Source organism: Paenibacillus tundrae (genome assembly GCF_036884255.1).
Classification (GTDB): Bacteria; Bacillota; Bacilli; order Paenibacillales; family Paenibacillaceae; genus Paenibacillus.
The window spans coordinates 6,253,278-6,274,069 of the sequence record NZ_CP145605.1 but is presented as its reverse complement, the minus strand read 5'-3'; the positions used below and the strand labels follow the sequence as shown (position 1 = coordinate 6,274,069).

The 20,792-nt window shown below is 45.2% G+C and carries 16 protein-coding genes; 12 read left to right on the top strand and 4 right to left on the bottom strand.

From position 1 onward, the window contains the following. Positions 1–236: 236 nt before the first annotated feature. Positions 237–860: an acetate uptake transporter gene (locus V6W81_RS28010; RefSeq protein ID WP_338541056.1), complete on the bottom strand. Its 624-nt coding sequence runs from the start codon at positions 858–860 to the stop codon at positions 237–239. Between the two features lie 582 nt (positions 861–1,442). Between V6W81_RS28010 and V6W81_RS28005 the strand changes: the two genes are divergently transcribed. Continuing rightward, the gene (locus V6W81_RS28005; protein ID WP_056703391.1) at positions 1,443–1,628 is read left to right on the top strand and encodes an aspartyl-phosphate phosphatase Spo0E family protein; all 186 of its coding nucleotides are present in this window, start codon (positions 1,443–1,445) and stop codon (positions 1,626–1,628) included. Between the two features lie 243 nt (positions 1,629–1,871). Here V6W81_RS28005 and V6W81_RS28000 read toward each other — a convergent pair whose 3' ends face one another. Beyond that, on the bottom strand, positions 1,872–2,801 hold the full coding sequence (locus V6W81_RS28000) for a response regulator (RefSeq protein ID WP_145044794.1): 930 nt from the start codon (positions 2,799–2,801) through the stop codon (positions 1,872–1,874). 723 nt (positions 2,802–3,524) lie between these two features. On the opposite strand from V6W81_RS28000, the gene V6W81_RS27995 reads away from it, so the two are divergent. Further along, the gene (locus V6W81_RS27995; protein WP_338541055.1) at positions 3,525–4,952 is read left to right on the top strand and encodes an alanine/glycine:cation symporter family protein; all 1,428 of its coding nucleotides are present in this window, start codon (positions 3,525–3,527) and stop codon (positions 4,950–4,952) included. 166 nt (positions 4,953–5,118) lie between these two features. Here V6W81_RS27995 and V6W81_RS27990 read toward each other — a convergent pair whose 3' ends face one another. Further along, entirely contained in the window at positions 5,119–5,961 is an 843-nt protein-coding gene (locus tag V6W81_RS27990) for a methyl-accepting chemotaxis protein (RefSeq protein ID WP_338541054.1), read from the bottom strand. Positions 5,962–6,248: 287 nt separating this feature from the next. Between V6W81_RS27990 and V6W81_RS27985 the strand changes: the two genes are divergently transcribed. Next, entirely contained in the window at positions 6,249–6,941 is a 693-nt protein-coding gene (locus V6W81_RS27985) for a Crp/Fnr family transcriptional regulator (RefSeq protein WP_338541053.1), read from the top strand. Positions 6,942–7,024: 83 nt separating this feature from the next. Here the strand turns inward: V6W81_RS27985 and pepT are convergent, their stop codons facing one another. Further along, a complete protein-coding gene (gene pepT / locus V6W81_RS27980) occupies positions 7,025–8,263 on the bottom strand; it encodes a peptidase T (protein WP_338544074.1) in 1,239 nt (412 codons plus the stop codon). A 220-nt stretch (positions 8,264–8,483) separates the two neighbouring features. Between pepT and V6W81_RS27975 the strand changes: the two genes are divergently transcribed. The 9 genes from V6W81_RS27975 to V6W81_RS27935 all read left to right on the top strand — a co-directional run bounded on the left by V6W81_RS27975 (position 8,484) and on the right by V6W81_RS27935 (position 20,784). Beyond that, complete coding sequence (locus V6W81_RS27975; protein ID WP_145044786.1) at positions 8,484–9,518, top strand: NADH:flavin oxidoreductase/NADH oxidase; 1,035 nt, start codon at positions 8,484–8,486, stop codon at positions 9,516–9,518. A 22-nt stretch (positions 9,519–9,540) separates the two neighbouring features. Next, complete coding sequence (locus V6W81_RS27970) at positions 9,541–9,957, top strand: SRPBCC family protein (RefSeq protein WP_145044784.1); 417 nt, start codon at positions 9,541–9,543, stop codon at positions 9,955–9,957. A 265-nt stretch (positions 9,958–10,222) separates the two neighbouring features. Then, on the top strand, positions 10,223–13,303 hold the full coding sequence (locus V6W81_RS27965) for a hybrid sensor histidine kinase/response regulator (protein ID WP_338541052.1): 3,081 nt from the start codon (positions 10,223–10,225) through the stop codon (positions 13,301–13,303). A gap of 144 nt (positions 13,304–13,447) precedes the next feature. After that, positions 13,448–14,611: a response regulator gene (locus tag V6W81_RS27960; protein ID WP_145044780.1), complete on the top strand. Its 1,164-nt coding sequence runs from the start codon at positions 13,448–13,450 to the stop codon at positions 14,609–14,611. A gap of 24 nt (positions 14,612–14,635) precedes the next feature. Next, positions 14,636–15,982, top strand: coding sequence for a cryptochrome/photolyase family protein (locus tag V6W81_RS27955; RefSeq protein ID WP_338541051.1), 1,347 nt, complete (start codon positions 14,636–14,638; stop codon positions 15,980–15,982). Positions 15,983–16,273: 291 nt separating this feature from the next. Next, positions 16,274–16,762 carry a GyrI-like domain-containing protein gene (locus V6W81_RS27950; RefSeq protein ID WP_338541050.1) on the top strand — a complete coding sequence of 163 codons (489 nt, stop codon included), beginning with the start codon at positions 16,274–16,276 and terminating at the stop codon, positions 16,760–16,762. Positions 16,763–16,978: 216 nt separating this feature from the next. Next, a complete protein-coding gene (locus tag V6W81_RS27945; protein ID WP_145044774.1) occupies positions 16,979–18,151 on the top strand; it encodes an acyltransferase in 1,173 nt (390 codons plus the stop codon). Positions 18,152–18,737: 586 nt separating this feature from the next. Continuing rightward, positions 18,738–19,826, top strand: a complete 1,089-nt coding sequence (locus tag V6W81_RS27940; RefSeq protein ID WP_338541049.1) for an HNH endonuclease — start codon at positions 18,738–18,740, stop codon at positions 19,824–19,826. Positions 19,827–20,121: 295 nt separating this feature from the next. Further along, on the top strand, positions 20,122–20,784 hold the full coding sequence (locus V6W81_RS27935; protein WP_338541048.1) for a TVP38/TMEM64 family protein: 663 nt from the start codon (positions 20,122–20,124) through the stop codon (positions 20,782–20,784). The last annotated feature ends 8 nt before the right edge of the window (positions 20,785–20,792 follow it).

Below are 20,792 nucleotides of genomic sequence, written 5' to 3'. Positions count from 1 at the left end.
GCACTTCTAGTATAGGTTTCGGTTGTTTTGATATACAAATGTAGCGAGTTTTCAGACACGACCTAGAGTGTGAATCAAAAAAAACCGCCAGGCGCGGACCGGCGCGCGGGCGGTTAGTGTATTTATTGTGCACCACTACGAACCTGATACTCTCAAGTTAGAGGCCTTCAAGCACATTGCTTGGGGGCTTCTTCTTCGTGGATGCGGATAGCTTGCATGTATGGCTTGCTGGTATGTTAAGCCTTAGGTTTGAAAATGCCCGATGGGCCTCCGATTGGCAAGAACTCCCGTCCGAAGTGAGCGTTCAGTACAGAAGCACCTGTGCCATACAATGACACGATTCCGATCGCAAGTTCTGCATAAGCTGCGATGGTATGGAAGATGTGCGGAGCTATGCCGAAAGCATCAAAGGTCAGACCAAGGAACAAGAAGTCAATCAGAATAAAGATAATAAGCAGCACTTTGTTGGCTTCCACGGCACCCAGGGTCATGAAGAGGGTGAACACGAGATATCCGGCAAAAGCAAATCCGAGCTGTTTACCATCAGTCTGTTCCGCTAGTGTTGAGCCGAATACACCCATTTTGATCATCCAGTTTGCTCCCATTGCAAACCAGAAGAAGGCATATGCGCCAAAGGCAGTAGTACCGAAGGTATTGTTGCGTTTGGAGTCTTGAATGCAGGCGAACAACTGAGCGAATGCACCCAGAAAGATCGCCCAAGGAATAGCGTAGCTAAGTCCTTCGGTGATGCCGAGCTTTTGGGAAGAAGCGACAAGTGTAACGATAGCCAACCCAAATAACCCCATTGCGCTGGGATCGGCGTTTATGATTTTAACTTGTGTCCGTGAATCAGTTTGCATGGTGTTGATAAGCCTCCAATAATATCATATCAGGATCATGGGCTTGTATAAGCCGTCCTCTAAACTATATCGTTCGTATCCGCCGGGTCCGGACACACACATCGCCCTATTGTACCCGAATGAATCGGTTATGGAAAGGGATTTTATTACCTTATGATGGCCGTTGTGGACAGTTATTAGACAAATGTTAGCCACATGTATACAAAAAATGGGGTTAGTCACGCTGAATTGAGGTAACGAAATGGGTTTAATAAGCTCTAAATATGTATAGCGCACCTCTGTTTACTAGGAATTAACCCAGTGGGTGAACTTGTATGCGGGTGGGGTGCCTTTCTTAAAGGGGTACACAATAATGACACATTTGTTAGTAGAGCAGTTGAAGGAGTAGGTAGGTAACGTAGGGAAGGGAATAAAGGCGTTAAATTAAGGGTTTGGGGTAAATATTAACCTAACGGTAATTCCAACTATCAAAAATTGGAGTAAGATACAAAACACCCATGGCTCTTATGCCATATGTTAAACCAACTATAGATTGACAGAAAAATCTAGAATATAACACAGAAATAAGGAGGTCTTAGGCAAATGGTTATGAGTTTGGATTTAATTAATCGGATCGAGAAAGCCAGACGTAGCCTTCACATGTTGGTCGAACATCATGGGGGCGGGCTAGGGCATCCCGACGTCATTCGGCAGTCCATGGCTTTGGATGAATTAATCAATGAATACAATCGATTAAATCGGAGTCAGACAAGGGCGAGAATGATATAATTCCAAGCGATATCAATGAACATATTCAACCTTTTTACATATAGATCAACATCGTTGCATCCTATATTCGATGCCGAGATGCTGGCAGGTATCCTTCGTAATCAAAAGCGGACTTTTTGAATAACCTCTATAAATCGATTATCCCTATGCGGGCATGAAAAAAACTGGAACATACAGCGTAAGAACAAAGGGCTGTATCATTCCAGTTCGGTCATGTCCGTATATTATTGTGCACTGGACTTCCTAATGTAGCAAGCGCTTGGCTTCCAGATAGAGAACTTGGACGAATTTCTTCGTGTTAATGCGCGTCTGGGACAAGGAGGGTTCCACATTGTTTTGTAGCTCAAGCATTTTCTTGCGGATCTCCGTAAAGTCAAAAAATTTGGATGCGTAGTTCTCAAACTTAGGATGGGTGTAATCCGTCAGTCCTAATGAAACGACATGGCTTAACGTTTGGAAAATTGCTCGACGAACGCGTTGCTCCGACGCTTTGACTTCCTTAGTTATTTCAGCGGCTGAGGCATCAGCTCCTAGCTTACGGAGGGCCACGTTGTGAAAAATATCTTTGAGCGACGGCAGCGTATACGTGGATAACTTCTGGTCTTCCGGCTCGAGTTGTTCCAGATATTCAAGCATATCTAGAAGGTCTCTGCTGCCCGCTTCACCAATCATCCCCATCTCGGATAGGAGGAAGTGTCCTGCCGTTGCAATGGTTTTGTCAGGGGCGTGTGAAGCTGTGCGTTCTGAGGTTTGCAGTCGGGACAAGCCTTGAAGTGTACGCTGAATATCCTGAATCGATTGTTGCATGCGCAGACGCTCCTCGACTAAACGCAGAACAGACATAATCTCCAATCGATTAATTGGCTTCGTAACATAGTATTCCACCCCAAGAGAATAGGCTTCCCCTATCATGTTTTTGGACTCAATCTGGGAGATCATGACGACCTTTCCATCGAATCGTCCTTCTAATGCGCGCACGGTTTGTATCCCGTCTCGTTGCGGCATGAGTAGATCAATGAGCAGGACGTCTACCTTATGCATCTCTAACAGATCAGCATGAATATGAATTCCGTCCTCGGCTTCTCCAGCAATTTCCCCAAGCCCCTCATCTTCAATAATATCAATTAGCATAGAGCGAACTCCCGCATCATCATCCACAATAAAATAACGCATTCTCAGTCTCCTCCCCTCTTCTAGAGGTTGTTCAAAAAGTCCGCTTTTGATTACGAAGGATGCCTGAAGGCATCTCAGCATCGAATATGGGATTCAGCCGAAATGTCCGTTGCTCACGTAGTTTTGCCTACGCTCCGCTACTCCATTTCTATCTTCATCCCATTTTCTCGGTACTGAAAACCGACCTTTTTGAACATGCACTTATAAGGGATGTAATTGGCACATCATATAGATGAAGACGGTATCCCGTCATCCTTGTCCTTTGGTTGAACATCATTATTCCTATCATACTTCGTTCCCTATCCCAATGTGAAGACCATGGAATCCCATTACATCATGTTACCAGGCCATGTTGAGCGTTATCTACCCTTATTGAAGATAGCTTAGTGTATCAGATACGGTTCTTTTTTTGAATGATGATGTTAGGTAACGTAACAACGTTTGAGCCGAAACTCAATTTTTTATAAAAAAATTAAATGTTTCAATGTAGGTATTTGTCGATTTCCGTAGTTGAGATTGTAGTATAGGTAACATCTATAAGAGTATAACCATGCTTATGTGTAATGGTACAAACCATATGCACTTAACGACAAGTGTATCCAGATTCAAGCAGCCCATTCCGGGCAAGTCATATGGAACCATGAATCTAGCTTGAAATGAAGTGTTCAGTCGTACAGTTTGAGAGCGATATAACGAAACGATAATAAAAAAGGGGCGCTGCCGATGGAGCAAACAATACAAGATATCGTTGTCATTTTCAACGATTTTCTATGGTCTAAGTTATTAATTATATTGTTGGTCGTATGTGGTGTGTATTTCACAACCAAAACCAAGTTCATGCAGTTCCGTATGATCGGTGATATGGTGAAGGTGCTCGCTGAGCCTCGAAGCAAGGAACCGGGTAAAATCTCGCCGTTCCAGGCTTTTTGTATTAGTATGGCCGCACGTGTAGGCACAGGAAACATCACAGGTATAGCTATCGCTATAGCGCTTGGTGGCCCTGGAGCCGTATTCTGGATGTGGATCATCGCCATTATTGGTTCGGCCTCCAGCTTCGTGGAGAGTACGCTTGCTCAGATCTACAAAATCAAAGACAAGGGTGGATTTCGCGGCGGCCCTGCCTATTATATGGAGCGGGGGCTTGGTAAGCGCTGGATGGGTGTTCTTTTTGCGATTCTCATTACATTGTCCTTCGGGCTTGTCTTTAACGCTGTGCAGTCAAACACGATTACAGTTGCATTCCAAAATTCATTTGGCATGGATCGGTTGACTGTTGGAATTGTTATGGCTGTGATATTTGCAGCCATCATCATGGGCGGTGTGAAGCGGATAGCCAAGGCATCGGAGTACATCGTTGTTGTTTTGGCTGTCTTGTATATTGGTGTAGCGGCGTTTGTTGTGCTGTCGAACATCACACAGCTTCCTGCCATGATTGTCCTCATTGTCAAAAATGCCTTCGGCATTGAACAGGTAGCTGGCGGTACGCTAGGAGCGGCATTGATGAACGGGGTTAAACGTGGTTTGTTCTCCAATGAGGCAGGGATGGGTAGTGCGCCGAATGCCGCAGCCACAGCAGATACGTCTCACCCTGTGAAGCAAGGACTTATTCAAGCTTTTGGCGTGCTGACAGACACACTGATCATCTGTACAAGTACTGCGATGATTATTTTGTTATCAGGTGTGTATCAAGGCTCTGACTTAGGCGGTATTGAATTGACCCAGGCTGCACTGAGTGTGCATATTGGATCATGGGCTTCTGGTTTTCTCGCTATTATGATATTCCTATTCGCCTTCAGTACACTTATCGGAAACTATTATTACGGCGAAACGAATATTGAATTTATCAAATCCAATAAGGGATGGCTATGGCTGTATCGTGTGAGCGTTATTGCTATGGTTCTGTTCGGAGCAGTAGCTAAAGTACAGCTGGTTTGGGATCTGGCAGACTTGTTCATGGGACTTATGGTTGTCGTGAACCTGATTGCAATTCTAATGTTGTCCAAAGTTACGTTTGCCGCTCTGAAAGATTATAAGAAGCAAAAAGCTGAAGGACATAACCCGGTCTTTACACGTGATCGAATTCAGATCCCGGGTGAAGTAGAATGCTGGGAATCTGAGGCGGAAGTAGTGACTAACCAGAGTAAAGCGTAAAATGTAGCTTCGAAGTGATTTGTGTGGATACTAGACCATGCACGCTAATGGAAATAAATTAAAATAAACAGGGCTTCTACAATCCCGTAAAGGGATGAAGAAGCCCTGTTTGTCACATTCCCTATTATGGGGTAGAGATGACTCTGCCTGGGAAGTGCATTTTCGTTTATTTGGAGATCGAGTAGCTGATCAGTTGCTCGGACAAAGTTTTCATCTGTTCGCCAGTCTGGTTCAGCTTCTCAATGACATCGGTGAAGGATTGAACCAGGTTAGCTTGTTCTTGGGAAGAAGCAGCAATCTGGGAAACCTCAACCTCCATCTGTTTGATTACCTGCTGAACATCCTTCAGGCTGGCATCAATATCTGTCGTTGCCTGTTTGGCATCCACGGACAGCTTACGCACTTCAGAAGCGACAACGCCGAATCCTGCGCCTGCTTCACCCACGCGTGCTGCTTCAATCGCAGCGTTAAGTCCGAGTAGATTCGTTTGTTCGGAAATCTCACGAATGAATCCAGCGACTTTGTTAATCTGGGAGGAGTTCTGCACAGCAAGGCGTGCATTCTCAAGGATTTGTTCACTGGTTGCTTGCAATTCCTCAGCATGAGCCGCAACGTGCTGAACCATATCCACCAGATTTGTATTGATATTTTGATTTTCCTGTATAATATCCTCAAGCTGATTCTGGTTCGTCTGATCATAGGATACGCAGAAAACCGCCACAACGCTGTTATGATCATCAAAGATTGGGATGTTCAGAACATCTAGTTCACGGCCATAAATTTCTATAGGCAGGTTCGAGATCGTAGCTTCACGCCCATTTTTCAGTACGGCAAAGTTTCTGTAATCATCTAACAGATCCATCCCTCTGCGGAAACCAAGGTCAACAAAATTTTCCGTCGTAAACACTTCCACGACTTTTTCATGATCATAGAGGGTCAAGCTAGCAGGTTCTCTAAGAATCAGACTAATATAAGGCATAGCTTTCGTAAGAGCATCGATCACATTCATGGTTTAAAGCCACCCTTTCCATATTTAAAATTTAATTTGATATAATCGGACGCGCGCAACACTGTATCTTTCATCGGATATAAGAACGTAATCCTGAACGCTTTTTGAGATAAAATAATGACAGTTTTCAGTCTTATTTCTAAATTGTCTTCCATTAAAAATGATTTACTGGATATAAGTGCTAGTTGTAACTGTTTTTATATCAAGATATTTGTAAATATGCATATCAATTTTGGGACATATGTCCGTTTCTGTACGTTATTAGGGTGAGAAGGAGGTTTGGCTGGATGAGAGAAATTATGGATTTTGAGCGGATGCGTCAGCTTGCACGTGACCATGGATTAGACCAGGTGTTGGATCAATCTGCATTCGCTGAGCTCAGACTGCTTGAGGCTTCTAAAGGGGAAATCATCTGTGCCAAAGGAGAACGACCCGAGCGCCTATATTTTCTAGTTCAGGGTAAACTCAAAATTTATACCACGCTACCCAATGGTAAATCTCTGTTGCTTCGCTTCAGCACCCCACTTGCACTTGTATGCGATCTGGAACTGGTGAACGGCAAAGAAGCGAAAAATACAGTCGAATCGGTTAACAAAAGTTTGCTGCTCGCTGTTAGCTATCGTTACCTGCAAAACACCTATGCTGAGAATGCAAAATTCCTCCATTTCATGCTTGAACAGGTGACACATAAGCTGTACACGTTCTCTAACCTATCGAGCCTAAATCTGTTGTATCCGGTCGAAAGCCGGTTCGCGAGTTATATGCTGTCTATCATGGAGCAGGAGAACGAGGTGACTGAAGAGATTCAGACCTCCAAGCTGACCGAGCTTGCGGACATGTTAGGCACGAGTTACAGACATCTGAACCGTGTGATTCTTGACCTGAGCGAGCGAAATATTATCCGCAAAGAGCAGCGCAAGATTGTTATTAACAATCTAGAAGAGCTGCGCGAAATTGCAGGTGGAAATATGTATGAGTGACAGAAAAAAGCACCCTTCTTGCCAGATGCAATGAGGGTGCTAATTCATTATAAGTGATTCCTATTCGTTCGATCTCTGAACTGTTAAATCTCTCCTCGATCCTCGAACAATTGAGCGATCTCCACAATAACCTGAGTGGCTTTTACCATGTTATCAACCGATACATACTCGAATTTACCATGATAGTTCTCGCCGCCTGTGAAAATATTAGGGGTAGGCATACCCATGTAGGAGAGCTGGGAGCCATCTGTTCCGCCCCGGATTGGACGAATGATTGGCTCGATATCAAGGCGCGTCATGGCTTCATGTGCAATATCTACAATCTGGCGCACAGGTTCAATTTTCTCGCGCATGTTGTAATACTGATCGTTGATCTCAATGGCAATGCTCTTCTCGCCATATTTGGCCTTGAGTTCATTCGTTACATTCAGAAGGTAAGTTTTACGTTCCTCGAACTTCTCGCGATCAAAGTCACGGATAATATAGCTCATTTTGGTCAGTTCTACGTCGCCTTCGATGGATATGAGGTGGTAGAAGCCTTCATAACCTTCGGTGAACTCGGGTGCTTCTTCTACTGGCAGACGACGATTCAGCTCCATCGCAATCTTAGCGGAATTGACCATTTTGCCTTTCGCTGTACCAGGATGCACATTGGTACCCCGCACTGTAATCTTAGCTGCTGCGGCATTGAAGCTCTCATATTCCAGCTCTCCGAGTGGGCCGCCATCCACTGTATAAGCGTATTTTGCTCCGAATGCTGCCACGTCAAACTTATGTGGGCCACGACCGATTTCTTCATCAGGGGTAAATGCGACCCGGATTTTCCCATGCTTCAACTCGGGATGCTCAATCAGGTAGGCCATCGCCGTCATAATCTCAGCAATGCCCGCCTTGTTGTCTGCACCGAGAAGTGTCGTGCCATCGGTTGTAATTAAGGTGTGCCCTTTGTATTCACGCAGTTCTGGGAAGTCAGTCGTGGACAGAACAACATCCAGCTCTTTATTCAATGTAATATCTTGTCCGTCATAATTGGAGATGACCTGTGGTTTAACATTTTTGCCCGTAAAATCGGTAGCCGTATCCAGATGTGCGAGGAAACCAATCACAGGAACGTCTTTGTCTGTATTGGAAGGGAGCGTTGCCATCACATACCCGTTCTCGTCCATGGTAACGTCCTGCAGCCCAATGGACTGACACTCTTTAACAAGTAATTCGCCTAGCGCCAATTGACCTGGAGTGGAAGGGCATGTTTCATTGTTTTCATCAGATTGTGTATCCATCTGCACATAAGTGGTTAATCTTTGGATTAGAATGTCTTTCACCATTAATCGCTCCTTTAGATTTAATCTCTACTGGTATAATATCACGTTTGGCAGAGTATACGCTGATTGGCATCTGTTTGAAGAAGTTAGGTATAAAAAAGGGTACTAGGGCACAGAAATGTACGTACTTGTATTCCGGTAGGTAAAGTTCATAATAGAAATGACGCAAGCTAACAGGCTCAATATATATTAGAAGATTTGAATAGGAGATGTAGCCCATATGTCAGAGACTTTATTTTCTCCCTATCAGTTCAAGGGATTACAGTTAAATAATCGTATTGTTATGGCGCCAATGTGCCAGTATTCCGTAGATGCTAAGGATGGTATCCCTAATGAATGGCACCAGGTGCACTATGTGAGTCGCGCTGTTGGAGGCACGGGTCTGATCGTCATTGAGATGACAGATGTTGACCCAGATGGACGCATTACCGATAATGACCTCGGTATATGGTCAGACGATCACATTCCAGCTTTTCGCAAGCTGATTGATAGCATACATGCCCACGGTTCCAAAGTAGCGATCCAGATCGCTCACGCAGGACGAAAAGCACAGGATGCGGAGCAGCCTGTTGCACCTTCTGTTGTAACGTTCCCTGGGGAGAACTTCAAGACGCCAAGAGCGTTAACGACAGAAGAAGTTGAAGAGATGGTACAGAAATACGCAGACGGTGTTCGCCGTGCGGTTCAAGCAGGTGTTGATGCGATTGAACTTCATGGGGCACACGGATATCTGATGCATCAATTCCATTCCAAGCTGATGAACCATCGGGAAGATAAATATGGCCAGAACTTATCCCAGTTTGGCGTTGAAGTGATTCGTGCAGTGAAAAAGGAAATGCCATCGGATATGCCGCTTATTCTGCGGATTTCGGCAGTAGAATATGCTGATGGTGGATATGATATAGACCATACCCTTGAGATGTCTCGCGCCTATCAGGAGGCGGGTGTAGATATGTTCCACATCAGCTCAGGTGGTGAAGGGCCTACAGGGCAGAGAAAACCAGGTAATTATCCTGGCTATCAGGTTCCTTTTGCACGCCGTTTCCGTGAGGAATTGAACGTTCCTGTCATTGCGGTAGGGTTGCTTGATGAGTATGCATTAGCCGAAGCAGTTATCGGTAACGGAGATGCAGACTTGGTCGCTATAGGCAGAGGTATGCTACGTGACCCGTATTGGGCAAACCATGCAGCATTGGCACTTGGCATTACGAAGGACAAGGCTGGAATTGCGGAGCAATACTCTCGCGGGTACTGAGATTACTAAGGAGGAGACAGCAATGGGATCAGCAAGTGCATTGCCGGATATTCGGCAGCAGGTACTGCTTCATGCGCCGGTAAGCAAGGTGTGGGAGATCGTATCCACAGCACAAGGTATGGGACGTTGGTTCATGCCTAGTGACCTGGAAGCAACCGAGGGGCATGAATTCATACTGGAGGCTGGACCTTTTGGGCAATCCCCATGCAAGGTGATTGAAGTTAAGCCAGAGCATAAGCTTTCTTTTCGTTGGGGAAAGGACTGGACGCTTACATTTGAACTAGAAGAGCAGCCTGAAGGAACTCAATTTACGTTAATTCATAGTGGTTGGGATGCGGATCAATTGACCGAATTCGGACAAGCGCATGCCATCGTACGTGAGCGTATGGAGCAAGGCTGGGCCTTAATTGTACAGAAGCTTGCACAAGAGGTTCAATAATTCACCATAATTCCTATGGAATTATTAAGGGATAACAGCACGAATATAGCCAGAAAGCTGCAGATTCGATGCGGGCGAGCATGCCTGTAGACGAATTTGCGGCTTTTTGTTTTGCAAAAATAGATGCGCCAACTATTTCCGTCAGCACGAGAAACGTGTAACATGGATTTATAAAGATTCTTCAAAAGAATACGCTTTTGATTATGGATTTATAACGGTTAAACGACAAATTTAGACTTCTTCTCTAGAGACGGAAGGATTTAGGATGAAAAAACACTGGATTATGCTCACGATCAGCTTTATATGCATTGTGATATTTCCGCTGGGTTGGGTAGCACATACCTTAATATCCGATCGCACCAATCCAACCGTCCAGGATGGATTCATAGATCTAACGCAATGGGACTTTGACCAAAAAGGTTCTGCAACGCTTGACGGTGACTGGGATTTCTATCCGAATCAATTGTTGACGCCCGTTGATTTGGAAGCTGATCGATCTGGACGTAAGGCGTTATCGCCTCATTCACAGGTGAAGGTTCCCTCACAGTGGAATAAGACACTTGGTCAAGCACATGGATTCGGTACATATCACGTACGCATTAAGATTAATCCTAATGTCATTAAGAACGATTATGGAATACGCTCTCAGAATATTCGCATGGCTCATCGCATTTTTTTGGACGGCAAAGAAATTGGGGGTAAAGGTCTGCCTGGGATAAATCCAGATATCGATATCCAGCTCAATCTGCCGTTCACCGGTTTTACATCGATAGATGGAGAGAGTGCGGATATTCTTATTCAAGTATCTAACTATAGCTACTCCTCCGGCGGGATTGTTGCCTCAATCTTATTCGGGGATGAACGCAGCATCCAGAATAGCCAGCAATGGAGCTGGCTAACCGATCTTATGGCTCTCTTCGGTTTTCTATTTCCTGCGGCATTCTTCTTGCTCTTATTCCGATTAAGGCAGAATGAGAGAGAACTCCGGTATCTTGGCTTGTTCAGTCTCGCCGGTGCGATGTATGCATTGACCCATGGAGAGAAATTATTAGGTACATTTCTACCCTTTCTTCCGAATAACGAGATCCTGCGGATTCAATTCCTTAGTGCAGCCCTTGCGTATTATTATCTGCTTCGGTATATCGATGTTATTGTTCCGGGCGCGGTGCATCAATGGTTTGTTCGACTCGGTGTCATATTGGTCATTCTTCAGTGTGTGATCGGGCTTGCGTTACCACCAGCCGTGTTCTCGCGTCTGACGCCATATATGTTACTTATTTCTCTCATTGTCATCCTATATTCGCTTAGAGCAATGGTATTTTGGTTGAAAAGGAGAGCTGATGATAGCCATTTTGCATTACTTAGCATGATGAGCCTGATGATGGTTGTGGTGCTGCATACCGTGGGTGCCTTTACCACATGGGATACATCGTTTCTAGCATTGTATGAGCTATTATTATTTATTTTCATACAGATGATTCTAACGGCCATTCGATTTGCGGAATCCTTTCGTGAGGTTGAGGCATTATCTGAGCGGTTGCTTGTTATTGATAGTCTCAAAGATGAATTTATGGCTAATACCTCTCATGAGCTGCGCACGCCGCTACACGGCATTATTAATATCGCCCAATCCATGCTGGAGGGTGCGGCAGGTGAGGTTACAAAGAAACAGGCCAAGAACCTATCTATGATCACCTCTACAGGTAAACGCCTCTCCTTGTTAATTAACGATATTCTTGATTTTGCCAAGCTCAAAAATAGTGAAATTGAACTGAAGCGAGAAGCAGTCGATCTGGAATCCATCGCACGTACAGTCGTGGAGGTATCTGACTTCACCTTCGGAGACAAACCGATCGTGTTGCTCCAGCAGTGGCCACAGGCTATGCCGCTTGTGGAGGCGGATGAGGATCGTTTACGACAGATTCTGTACAACCTGCTGGGAAATGCATACAAGTATACTCATCAAGGTGAGATTCGCCTATTTGCGACGGTTGAGGGTGAACAAGTGACCGTCTCCGTTGCAGATACGGGTGTAGGTATCGCTGAAGATAAGCTAGAAGATATTTTTCAATCCTATGAGCAGGGGAATGGGACAAGTGAAAATGTCATGGGAGGTACGGGACTAGGTCTGAGTATCACACGTAAGCTTGTTGAATTAGGCGGAGGGACGATATGGGTTGAATCCGTTCCCGGCGAAGGCTCAGTGTTCCATTTTACACTGCCTGTCGCACAGACCCACCTGCTTCGAGCGAGCTTCAAACCCTCAGCCGCACAATATGTAGCTGCCACCCAGAGTGTTGAGAAGACCAATGGATTCGTTGATGAGCTGGATGAGAACGATCATGCTTTTGAGGCCGATCACACGATTCTGGTTGTGGATGATGATCCGGTTAATCGCCAGGTATTGATTAACTTGTTATCGACGCAGCGCTATCGCGTTATTGCTGCCGATAGCGGAGCCGCTGCTCTGAAGCTGCGAGAGAAACACCCGAGCATTGATCTGGTGGTAACGGATTGGATGATGCCTGGCATGTCAGGGATTGAACTGTCCCGTAGATTGAGGGAGCGTAGTTCATTGTCTGAGTTACCTATTCTGATGTTGACGGCGCGAGGTTTGCCTGAGGATATTAAGCTAGGTTTCCAAGCCGGAGCGAATGATTTCCTGAGTAAACCTGTAGATGCAGGCGAACTCCGCGCCCGGGTCAGAACGCTGATCGAGATGAAAGTGTCCGTACAAGGAGCAATTCGTACGGAGATGGCCTTCTTACAAGCACAGATTAAGCCGCATTTTCTCTATAATGCACTCAATGTCATTATCGCCACTTGTGCGGTTGATCCGGACAAAGCCACTGATTTGCTGATTGAGCTAAGTCAGTATTTACGAGGCAGTTTTGATTTCCAGAACAGAGATCAACTCGTTCCGTTGCACAAGGAGATGGAGCTTGTTGAATCCTATGTGCATTTGGAAAAGGCTCGATTCGAGGAAAGACTGGTTGTTCTCTACGACGTGGAGCCTGGCATTCATCTCTATATCCCTCCACTAAGTATCCAGCCTCTAGTGGAGAATGCTATTCGCCATGGTGTAATGGAGCGTGCGGCTGGAGGAACGGTTTCTCTGAAGATTGCTAGGCTAGGGACGCGTATCCTGGTACAGGTCGAAGATGATGGTGTGGGCATATCGCCAGAGCGGCTAGCACAGGTTCAATCAGGAAGAACCGAAGGGCCAGGGGGCGTAGGCTTGAAAAATATTAATCGGCGCTTGACCTCACTGTATGGCACAGGTCTAGAGATTCAGAGTCATTTGGGGAAAGGGTCAATTATTCGGTTTTATATACCCTTAGAATAGTTAATTAATATAAAATAATAACTATATATTGGACTTTATATGTACATGTACACCAAACCAGTGTTTGGAAGGTTGTTCGGCATTAAAATGTTCCGTGTAAGTCGTCTTTAGTCCATTGTATATAGTTAGGAGGTTAGAGGAACGGTGAGAGCGATTGTAATCGATGACGAGAAACCCGCGCAGCTGCATTTGGAGCGCCTGTTATTGTCGGACGGACGGATTACACCTGTGCAATGTTTTTCGACAGCTCGTGAAGGTATTGATTTTCTGGCTAAGAATCGTGTAGATGTCGTATTTCTGGACATCGGCATGCCTGAGATGAATGGACTGGAAGCGGCTGAATATATACAGCAATTGGATTATCAGGTTCAGATTATATTTGTAACGGCATATGCTGATCATGCCGTCGAGGCATTTGAATTACATGCCCTGGATTACGTCTTGAAGCCGTTAAGCTCTGCCAGATTAGCGAAGACAGTAGACCGAATTATAAATTTTGGTGCGGCTCATTCCCAGGTAGCCGTCGCGGCGGAGATCGTAGAGCTCGATGGTAAGGATACACAGGCTCATACAGATGTTCCTGGGTTACTCACCTTTAAGCATCTGGATATTTACAGAAGCCTAGCGCCTGAAGCGAAGAAGCATAAGTGGCGTACGACGAAGTCGCAGGAGCTGTTTGCTTTTCTGTTTCATCATCGGGGTGAGTGGGTAAGTAAAGAGGTCATACTGGACAAGTTATGGGCGGACGTCTCTCAAGAGAAGGGTCTGACTCATCTACATACATCGGTGTATCAGATTCGCAAGCTTCTGAAGGAATGGCATATGACGGGCAAATTAGAATACAATATGAACCGCTATCGTCTTCTTGCGGGTAATCTTGTAAGTGACATAGAACAGTTCGAACAGGGAACGAGCTATAGTGAAGTCACCGAAGAGAATGTAGAGCAATTACGTGAATTCGCCGCACTCTATCGAGGAGACTATCTTGAAGAGCATGATTACCAGTGGTCTCAAGCCAAAGCGCGTGAACTTAAACGAAAATATATGCAGCTCGTAATGGATATTGCCAAGTGGAATATGCATCATGGACGGGGTAAAGAAGCGATTGAGCAGTTAATACAACTACAAGAACGTGAGCCATATGCCGAGGAAATCTGCCGCCTTATGATGGAGGTGTATGCATCTATGGATGATCAACAAGCCATACTCAAATTGTATACCTCGTTCACACTTACGATATTTGAGGATCTTGGTCACCAACCTGAGTTGGAGACGAGTCAACTTTATCATAAGCTGACGACGAAGTAGTGTAGGCACAGCAGGAGGATATCAATGAAATTGTTCATACATCGTAAAGATCTGCGAACAGATGACCTGGTGGGATTCGATTATTTGCGAGACCAGGGAGTAGAGAGTCTACATGTGTTTATCTATGACCCATTTTTGCTGCGTCAGGGCCGTGATGAGGAGCACAGTGGTGTGAATTTTCTACAACATGCAGCAGAGCTTGGCAATCAGTACCATGAAGCAGGACAGCATTTACATGTTGCATACGGTAAGCCGGCTGAAGTCGTGGAATACATCTTAGAGCAGATGGAAGGCCGTATTGATGAGGTTGTTGCCCATCGGGACATGACCCCTTATGCGATGGAGAGAGACCGTAGTATACGCAAAGTTACGGACGAGCGGAAGGTCACGTTCACCCTTCTAACAGATCATCTATTAATGGATCTTGCAGGTTTTGCTTCGTTTACAGGTAAGTCTGAGCCTTATAAGGTGTTTGCTGCATTCCATCGGCGCTGGGTCGAGTTCATGAATGAGCATCCGAACCCACCATCAGCAACCACTGTTGCAGATCTGAAGGTAAGTGAGCGCAAGATGGAGTTTCCTGAATCCATGTCTGTGCCTGAGCATCTATTAACAGATACTATGGTGGAAGATCCATTCCCATTGATGAACGATTTCTTGGCAGAGCGAGTAGTGGACTATGGGGATCATCGGGATGAGTATGAGGCATATGAGCCCAGTCATCTAAGCTCCTATGTGGCTGTTGGTGCGATATCAATCCGTAAGATGTATGATGCTGCCAATCGAGCAGAGGATTCCTACGAATGGATTAGACAGTTATGCTTCCGAGACTTCTATTTGTATCGTGCGGTGTATGAGAGTCACTATTTTACGTATGAGAAGGTATACGATCTCTCGGCACTACACGATGAGCATTTTGAGAAATGGTGTAAGGCGGAGACAGGCATACCAATTATCGATGCAGCCATGACAGAACTGAATGAGACTGGGCGTATGCCGAATAGGCTTCGTATTCTGACAGCGATGTTTCTGACCAAAAATCTGCAGTGTCCCTTTACGTTAGGCGAGGCCTATTTCAGACGGAAGCTGCGAGATTATGACAATATCCAGAATCGGGGTAATTGGTTGTGGTGCTCTTCGCTGGGTGAGAACGCTGCTCCCTATTTCAGGGTGAATAATCCAGTAACACAGTCTGAGAAGTATGACCCTCAAGGGGACTATATTCGCAAATGGCTGCCTGATCTGAAGGATTCGCACAGTAAAGATATCCATCAGCCGCGAGAACATGCCATTGTCGATCTGAAAGCTTCGCGTCAGGCTGCCATTGAGGTTTATAAAACGATTCTAGCTAGTCGTCCAAAAGATAATTAAGTTTTATCTAAGGATGTTTCAGGGGAGTGCTTTTCCGCAAACGCTTGGTAAGACAGGTGGTAAATAGATAATATATAAACTTTGCTCCGTAATGATCTCTTGAGATCTTACGGTTTTTTGTTTTTAAGAGGGATTGTGATGTGGTTTTATAGTCTTCTGACAGGGCGCTAGATTATTTCGAAATTTAACAAAAATTACAGTTACTTCAACTATATTTGATGTATAATTGTGGAGTAAATTACTAATTCCTGGCTGAAAGTGAATTATATTATCGTGAAAGGATGAATGTTCATGGAGCAGGTAAATAGTGTATTTGAATTAGTGCATAAAGAGGCAAGTGTGGTGGTGGGTATGAAGTGGGAAGGGACTTTTGCCGAGGCAGGAGCCGGTGGCATTCGTGCGGTGCAGTCGGAATTTAAACGTCGGTGGGGCGAGATTCAGCATGTGCTGCATCCGGACGAACTCCTCGGATTATCTTATCACATGACGGAGACAGGGTTCACCCATTATGTTGGCGTTGAAGTCGATCCTAGTGTTGCACAGGAGATTCCCGAGGGAATGGAGCGTATTGAGGTTGCTTCGAGCCATTACGCTAAGCGTAACCACAGGAAAGGCCGGAATATCGAAGCTTCATATAACGAGTTATATGCGGGGATTGAAGCTAGTGAGTATCAGTTAGCCGGAGGTGCGCTTACGCATTATGAAGTGTACCCTATGACTCAGAAGGCGGATGAGTCTGATCCCGAGTTTACCATTTTCATCCCGGTCATCCATAAATAATAATACATATACTATCTGACCCTAAAGACCGCACTGTGGCGGTCTTTTTGCTATGGATGGGCATGAAAAACATGTGAAATCTGCTTGAAAATTTAGAAAATGTTAAGAAAATGGACTACCCATATTAAGTTTTATGCTTTTTAATAGAGAGAGTGAGTTTATTGTATTAAGTCATATATGACATATCGACGAACAAATGAAGGAGAAACGCTAAACATGAGTGAGACAATCAAAAGAGAGCGGATTCCAGAGCTAAATCTGGTACGTGCCATGGCTATTATCGGCGTGCTAAGTGTGCACTCCACTTCATACGCTACCGTAGACATGACCGGCTCAGGATACTATTGGCTGTATAATTTTATTAATATTTTTATGAAATATGGTACGCCGACCTTTATCTTTATGAGTAGCTTTGTGCTGTTCTATAACTATTATTCTCGTCCGCTAGATAAGAAGTTAGTAAGTAATTTTTACAAGAAAAGATTCGTGTATATTTTACTGCCTTATTTCCTGTTTTCGTTGATGTATTTTGTATTGCTGCATTACATCCATTATCAGGGTCGCCCATTTGGAGAGTCAGCCCTTAGCTTCATCACCAAGCTCTTCACGGGTAAGGCATACACACATCTGTACTTTGTCTTTATCAATATGCAATTCTATCTGTTATTTCCGTTTGTGCTCTGGTTGCTCAAGAAGTATCCTTCGGTTGTGAAGTGGTCCGTGCTGATTGGGTTACTTATTCAGTGGGCTTTCATCGTGAGTAATAAGTATGGATTCCAAGTTCCTAACAAAGGTAGCTGGGCGTTCTCTTACTTCTCGTACTTTATGCTAGGTGCCTTCATCGGCGTGTACTTCCCTAAGATCAAACAGTGGTTTGTCATTAGCCGTGCCAATGCAACCAAAGGGCGAGTAGCTTCATGGGTATTGCTCTGGGCTGTATGGATCTTTGCTGGTCTTGGGCATGTGTACATTTATTATCTACTGCGCCTGAAGATCGCAACCTATAACACACTATGGTACGAATTCTTCTGGAATCTGCATACCTTCGCTTGTGCGCTGGTTCTGATCCAGATCTCTTATCTGCTCTATCGCAAAGGGCCAGCATTAATCGTTAAGCCACTTAATCGACTGGGTGCGCTGTCCTTCGGCATTTATCTGATTCATCCGTTCTTCTTGCTCGTTTATCGGAATTTCCCTCCGCAAACGGGTACGTCTTGGCTGCTTCACCTCTGGTATGCTGGAGGGTTCGGGGTTGCCTTGATCGCATCGTGGATTGTCGTAGGTTTGACAGCGAGATTCATTCCATTCGCATGGGTCTTCTTCGGTAATTTGCCGAAGCCCAAACCACGCCTTGTGCCACAGCAAAAGTCAGGACAACTGGACGCATAATTATATTTATTTTCCATCATAGGAATATAGAGCCGTTTCTTGGTCGACCTTAGGGTTGAGCAGGAAACGGCTTTTTCGTATGTCATGATATAAATTAACTAAACGTTTACACGAGAACGGAGAGGACAGAAATAACCTGAAGAAGCGGAGCGTTCGCCTTTATCCCCGGATTCCCCCTTTGGAGAAGGGAATGAAAGGAATCTGGGGGTAACAGCGATCGGAAGGTTGTTCTGGCATCGCAGTGGCCAGTGTAAATACTCTTTCGTTGTGGTTATATAGATTGCCCTGAAGCATGGGGAACGAATGTTTCTTTTTCGCGTACGAAGGGTAATGAGACATCGGAACACGATTACAAATTCTTTTTGATGAACAGGAACAAGGTGAGATAAATGACAACATGTCAACAATGCGGGAGACCGATGCAAGATATATTAGAATACGTAGAACATATCCTTCATGAATGCGAGCAACCGCAGGAATTCGTCGCTGAGGAATATCAATCAGGAGCTCATGAGGGTGTTCGTGAGCAGATGTGATACAATAGAAAGAAACCGGATTCATAAGGAACCGAGGTGACGACATGGAGATGGGCACGGCCCCTTTCCGGCAACATATGACTGAACATGAAGCGCAGCAGACGAAGACATGTATGTATTGCGGGCAAAAGCGTTCGTTGTCCGAATTTCGGCGCAGAACCGGGAAACGCGCCGGCCCTGGCGCCAGAAGAGGAGCCTGCCGAAGCTGTCGGAAGTCTGGTGTACAGGCAGCCGTCAGCAACATCTCCATGCCACATATAAGGCATTCCGAACGAGCGAATAATGAGAAGGACGTTATTACATCTGTGACTGTACCAGCAGTTTCTGCTGTGCGTTCAGTATCCGTGCAAGCGAGCAAGGATAGCTCTGCTTCACCTGTGATTGAATCCATTTCGGACAAGCAGTCCTTATCATTGACTGAACCTTCTTCTGGACACCGTAAGAAGAGAAGAAGGAAGAGAAAAGCGAAACGACCTGATGCTCTCCTGGAAAAAGGACAAACAAAATCAGAGTCCGACCAACAGTCGGATCAGCAGCTGACTATAGCGAATCCGGAGCTGAAGAGTCCTAATGAAGACTCAGCTCGTGTGACGATACCGACACATCGGACAAGCTCACATGGGACTCGTAATCGTGGGTTAAGTACAGATCGTCGTCAGCGCCGTCAGAATTCAGCAGAGCCGGTCGCTATTGATCCGGAAGATCCTTCTTCCCTTCGAACCAACAGACAGGGACTCATCCGAATGCGTGGCAAAACGGACAAGGGACGCCGCTGGCATCAGGAGATTGATATGGAGCTTGCTGTCACACTGGTGAAGGAAAAGGCTGCAGTGGTGGTCAACCGATATACCATCCGCAGATTATTCAGCAATAAGGATTTCAAACGGTTTATTCTGAATCGTGATCAGTACACGTGTTATTTCTGTGGATCGTATGGAGACACCATTGACCATCTGCTTCCCCGAGCCAAAGGTGGACATACGACACCGCTCAATTGTGTATGTGCCTGCAATCTATGCAATCAATCGAAGGCTGCTATGGATGCGGACGAATTCATGCGATCCGGTATTCCGGAGTGGAATGCAGCACATCAGGAAGAGTTGAATCAGATACAGCTACAAGAGGCGCAGTTAGATTAGTTGGTTATTTAATTTCAATCTATAATCGTTTTGAAGATACGTATAATGTAGAGCACACCTGAACTTGTGTCGGATGTGCTCTTTGTGATGTCAACAAGTCTTATTGAGTGATGAAATGTCCACGATGAACTGTGAATATTTCTTCAAATTAACAACGGTGGGAAGTACATCTGTACGTTATACTGAGAGTAGTGAGGTGAGAGATTTTTGTATGAAAAGAATAGAACAAAGGTGTTACTTCAATCGGTACCCGAACCAAAAGTAACTTAAGACAGTATAGATTGGAAGGATGCAGATGAGCTTGGTACCCTTGGACATTATGTCCTATATCACGGAAGAAAATATACGTTATTGGTTAGAGCAGTTTCGTTCGCTTGGCCCATTACCAGGGATTTTGCTCACCTTTATGAAGTCATTTGTACCGCCGCTGCCCACATTGCTTATTGTTGGGGTGAATGGCGCGGTGTATGGACTATGGGCAGGATTTATATATTCATGGATCGGAATGGTATTAGGCTGTACGGTTACCTTTCTACTTGTAAGAGAGATCGGTAAATCTGCCTTCGTAGAACGATGGGCGAATAAACCACGAGTACAACGCAGTATGGTATGGATTCGGCGGAATGCGTTCAGTTATGTATTTTTGCTTAGCATATTTCCGGTTGGGCCGTTTGTTATTATCAATGTTGCGGCAGGTATTGCCCGTATGCGGTTGCTATCCTTCTTGCTCGCTGTTGGCTGTGGTAAGGCCATTATGATCTTCTGTGTAACGTACATCGGTTCTAACGTCGAGCAGTTCTTGGAGCATCCTATTCGCTGGGGTGGCGTATTGTTGTTTGTCGCCGCATCTCTATGGGCAAGTCGTAAGTTGGAGCGTCACTTTACCCGTTCGTCGTCTCACCAGGATGATAGCAATGATGAGCTTCATTCATCCACAGGCAAGTCTATCTCCTCTTAACCTTGGAC

What these genes read in the sequence shown, in the direction of transcription:
- V6W81_RS27985 (WP_338541053.1), top strand. Translation starts at nt 6,249, where the DNA reads ATGAGAGAAATTATGGATTTTGAGCGGATGCGTCAGCTTGCACGTGAC.
- V6W81_RS27975 (WP_145044786.1), top strand. Translation starts at nt 8,484, where the DNA reads ATGTCAGAGACTTTATTTTCTCCCTATCAGTTCAAGGGATTACAGTTA.
- V6W81_RS27990 (WP_338541054.1), bottom strand. Translation starts at nt 5,961, where the DNA reads ATGAATGTGATCGATGCTCTTACGAAAGCTATGCCTTATATTAGTCTG.
- V6W81_RS27995 (WP_338541055.1), top strand. Translation starts at nt 3,525, where the DNA reads ATGGAGCAAACAATACAAGATATCGTTGTCATTTTCAACGATTTTCTA.
- V6W81_RS27970 (WP_145044784.1), top strand. Translation starts at nt 9,541, where the DNA reads ATGGGATCAGCAAGTGCATTGCCGGATATTCGGCAGCAGGTACTGCTT.
- V6W81_RS27940 (WP_338541049.1), top strand. Translation starts at nt 18,738, where the DNA reads ATGGGCACGGCCCCTTTCCGGCAACATATGACTGAACATGAAGCGCAG.
- V6W81_RS27935 (WP_338541048.1), top strand. Translation starts at nt 20,122, where the DNA reads ATGAGCTTGGTACCCTTGGACATTATGTCCTATATCACGGAAGAAAAT.
- V6W81_RS28005 (WP_056703391.1), top strand. Translation starts at nt 1,443, where the DNA reads ATGGTTATGAGTTTGGATTTAATTAATCGGATCGAGAAAGCCAGACGT.
- V6W81_RS27955 (WP_338541051.1), top strand. Translation starts at nt 14,636, where the DNA reads ATGAAATTGTTCATACATCGTAAAGATCTGCGAACAGATGACCTGGTG.
- V6W81_RS27965 (WP_338541052.1), top strand. Translation starts at nt 10,223, where the DNA reads ATGAAAAAACACTGGATTATGCTCACGATCAGCTTTATATGCATTGTG.
- V6W81_RS28010 (WP_338541056.1), bottom strand. Translation starts at nt 860, where the DNA reads ATGCAAACTGATTCACGGACACAAGTTAAAATCATAAACGCCGATCCC.
- V6W81_RS27945 (WP_145044774.1), top strand. Translation starts at nt 16,979, where the DNA reads ATGAGTGAGACAATCAAAAGAGAGCGGATTCCAGAGCTAAATCTGGTA.
- V6W81_RS28000 (WP_145044794.1), bottom strand. Translation starts at nt 2,801, where the DNA reads ATGCGTTATTTTATTGTGGATGATGATGCGGGAGTTCGCTCTATGCTA.
- V6W81_RS27950 (WP_338541050.1), top strand. Translation starts at nt 16,274, where the DNA reads ATGGAGCAGGTAAATAGTGTATTTGAATTAGTGCATAAAGAGGCAAGT.